Below are 3,035 nucleotides of genomic sequence, written 5' to 3'. Positions count from 1 at the left end.
GTAGCCGGTGAAGTAGATGATGCCGTCGCCGGCGCTCCACGCACCGAGGTAGCCCTCGGGGTTGTTGCCGGTGGCGGCCGTCTTCGCCGGTTCGCTGGTCGGCGCGGCAGACGTGCTCGGGGCGGTGGAGGTCGGCGGGGAGGACGGCGCCGGCGCTGCCTTGCTCGGAGAGGTCTCGGTCGGTGCGGCGCTGGGGGACGGAGCGTCGCTCGGCGTGGGCGCCTCGCTCGTCGCTGAGCTGTCCGACGGCGCCGGGCTCGGCTCAGAGGCCTGCGTGGGCTCGCTCGGAGCCGACGCGGACGTACCGTCGGAGGGGGTCGTCGTCTCGGCGTACGCCGCCGAGCTGATGGTTCCGGCGGCAAGCAGGCCTACCGCACTGATCGTGACGGCGCGGCGTAGCCGGGCGCGCACTGTGGACATGGCTTTCCTCTGATTTCTCTCTGTGGTGCTCTACGGAACTGCGAGGGGGGACTGACCGAGACTGCGGATGCGTCGCGGGCGCGTCGTCGCTCAGACGGTGACGCTCACGCACTTGAGGAGCTTGGCGTAGCCGGGGGTGCCTTCGGCGTTCTGGGCATACAGGCAGATCTGGTGCGTGCCCGGGCCGGTCGGCACGTAGGTGCCGAAGGAGTGGTTACCGGGGACGCCATACGGCCAGAGGTACGGCGACGGCCCGCCGGCCTTGTACAGGCCTTGGATCTGCCCGTCGACGAAGAGCACGGCGTTCAGCGACGTCGTGAGCGCATCAGCGTCGAAGGTCCACGCGTTCACGACGGCCTTGCCGGGGCCGGCCTTGCCGGCGCTGATGTCGCCCTGCGGATCGTGATCGGTCGGGGCGCCGGTGATGTTCACCGTCTGGCAGGTCAGCCACTGGTTCGACCCCGATCCGACGTTGAGCGCGTAGACGCAGACCTCGTGCTTGCCGAGCTTGCTCGGCTGATAGATGTACTCGAGGTTGCCGCCGGAGACGTACTTGTTGGCTATCGTCCCGCCGACGAGCACACCGTTGTCGAAGATCCACGCGCCGATCGGCGGCGAGTACCGCAGGCTTTGATCCGAGAGGTGGCCGGTGACCGAGATCTCCGAGTCCCCTCGGACCGGCGCGACGACGAGGTTCTTGCCCTGCGGGTCGAAGGGGCCCACCTGAATGTGTCTGCAATGTGCCAGCCGATCTGTGCCCTGCCCGACGTTGAAGACGTATATGCAGAACTCGTGCATGCCGGGGCCCGGGATGTCGAGGCGCGCGTTGAACTGCAGATAATCGGAGCCCATGCGGCTGGAGGTCACCGCGCCGCCCCAGTTGCCGTCGACGAAGATAGCGACCGTCACGTTCGGCGCTCCCGTCCAGAACGTGTCCGGGTCGTAGGCCGTGCCGGTAACCCAAGCCAGGTCGTCGTGGTTGTCGCTCGGGTAGGTGCCCACGATGACGCCGTACGGATCATGCAGGATGGGACCGTCGGCCACCACCTCAGCGGTGCCGACGTGGGGTCCGGAGGAACCGGTGAACGTCGCGGCGAGTGCGGCGGTCGGATTCTTGACGGGGGCAACCGCATCCACCTGGTAGTCGACGCGCAGTTGCCACGTCACGGTCGCTCCAGCAGCGACCGAGCCGGCCGTCTCCGTGGAGAAGCGGGTTTCCCATCCTCCGACGGTGTGGGTCGTTGGATTCGATGGCGGCTGGACGCCGTCGTCCACGCTGCTGGTGACGCTCCGGATGCGCAGGTCGGCGGCGAAGTGCCAAGTGAAGGCGAGTGCCACCGAGCTCAGCTCCGCGCCGGTGTCGTTGACGACGCTGAACGTGTATTCGACGCTGCCGTCGCCCCACTCGCCCGTCCACGCGAACGTGGTAGGCGCGGCCGCGGCTGAAACGGCAAGCCCAGTGGCAACGGCGTTCGGAGCGGCGGTTTCAGTCACCGGCGCGGGCGCGCTCGCCGGTACGGGGACGTCGGTCGCGGATGTGTCAGTCGCGTCGGCGTCCTCAGCGGACGTCGCGGCTGGCTCCTCGGTCGGCAGCGGCGAGGCGCCCGTCGACTCTGGCGTGGTACTGGACTGCGAAGCGTCGACCGACGGCGTCCCATCCGGCTGCGGCGCGGTGCTGGGCGCCGTCGAAGGCATCCCGGAAGCCGCACCGCCGGGCGCCGCGCTCGCGGGCGTGACTAGGCAGAGCAGGATTGCGATTGCGATTGCGATTGCGACTGCGGCGGCCGGGGGCACGGGGCGACGAAGCGTTTGCGACATGAGGCGAGATCCTCGGAGGTGGCACGGCGGTGAGCGGTTCGGCCGCCGAATGCACATCGCGATCGCCGGGCAGGTTCAGTATTGGTCGACCGCCCTATGGGGTAAAGGTATGTTATGAGAGCGTTACGTTCCTTCAGGCGCTCATGGGCAGCGCCGAATGCGCAGGTCAGACGGGCCGTCGAGGCGTGCGGCTTGGTCGGGAAAGCAGATCTGCGGGGCAGCCGGTGACGATATCCGGTGGATACCGTCACTGGCTGCCCCGCAGAACGCGGCGCTCAGGGGTGCGGGCCGGCTACCTCGCTAGAGGCCGCTGCTCGCTAGAGGGTGATGTTCACGCACTGGATCAGCTTGTCGCTGCCCGCGCCGATGTTGTAGGCGAGCATGCACACCTCGTGGGGGCCCGAGGTCAGCTCGTAGCCCGCCTCGCCGAGCCACGTGTAGTAGGCGTGGTCGCCGGTGATGCCTGCCGGGTTCCAGTCGTGGCTGTCCGCCTCGGCGATCCCGCCGTTGACCGGCTGGCCGTCGACGAGGAGCGCGATCTTCAGCGACTGGCTGGGATCGTTCGGGTCGTAGGCGTGCGCCTCGACGAAGGCGTCGTTCTTCCCGTTGGCGTCGTAGTCGGCGACATTGACCACGAGCTCGCCCACCGGATCGTTCTGCACGGTACCTACGGTGACGGTGTCGCAGTCGACCCAGGCGTTCTCGCCGAAGCCGGTGTTCTGGCCGAGGACGCAGATGTCGTGCTTGCCGGACGTCGCCGGGGTGTAGCTGAAGCCGAAGGCGTGGTTGCCGCCGAC

General features: G+C 68.4%; 2 protein-coding genes and 1 pseudogene. All 3 read right to left on the bottom strand.

The window, feature by feature from the left end:
* Window positions 1-420, bottom strand: a pseudogene (locus F8A92_RS19175) (hypothetical protein); the annotation flags it as partial.
* 90 nt (window positions 421-510) lie between these two features.
* Window positions 511-2,238, bottom strand: a complete 1,728-nt coding sequence (locus tag F8A92_RS18245; RefSeq protein WP_153506605.1) for a hypothetical protein — start codon at window positions 2,236-2,238, stop codon at window positions 511-513.
* A 317-nt stretch (window positions 2,239-2,555) separates the two neighbouring features.
* The coding region (locus F8A92_RS18780) for a hypothetical protein (RefSeq protein WP_194291588.1) at window positions 2,556-3,035 on the bottom strand (480 nt) is incomplete at its 5' end.

The organism is Cumulibacter manganitolerans, from assembly GCF_009602465.1.
GTDB lineage: Bacteria > Actinomycetota > Actinomycetes > Mycobacteriales > Antricoccaceae > Cumulibacter > Cumulibacter manganitolerans.
Note: the sequence above shows the minus strand (reverse complement) of the source record. Positions and strands in the feature narration are given on the sequence as shown.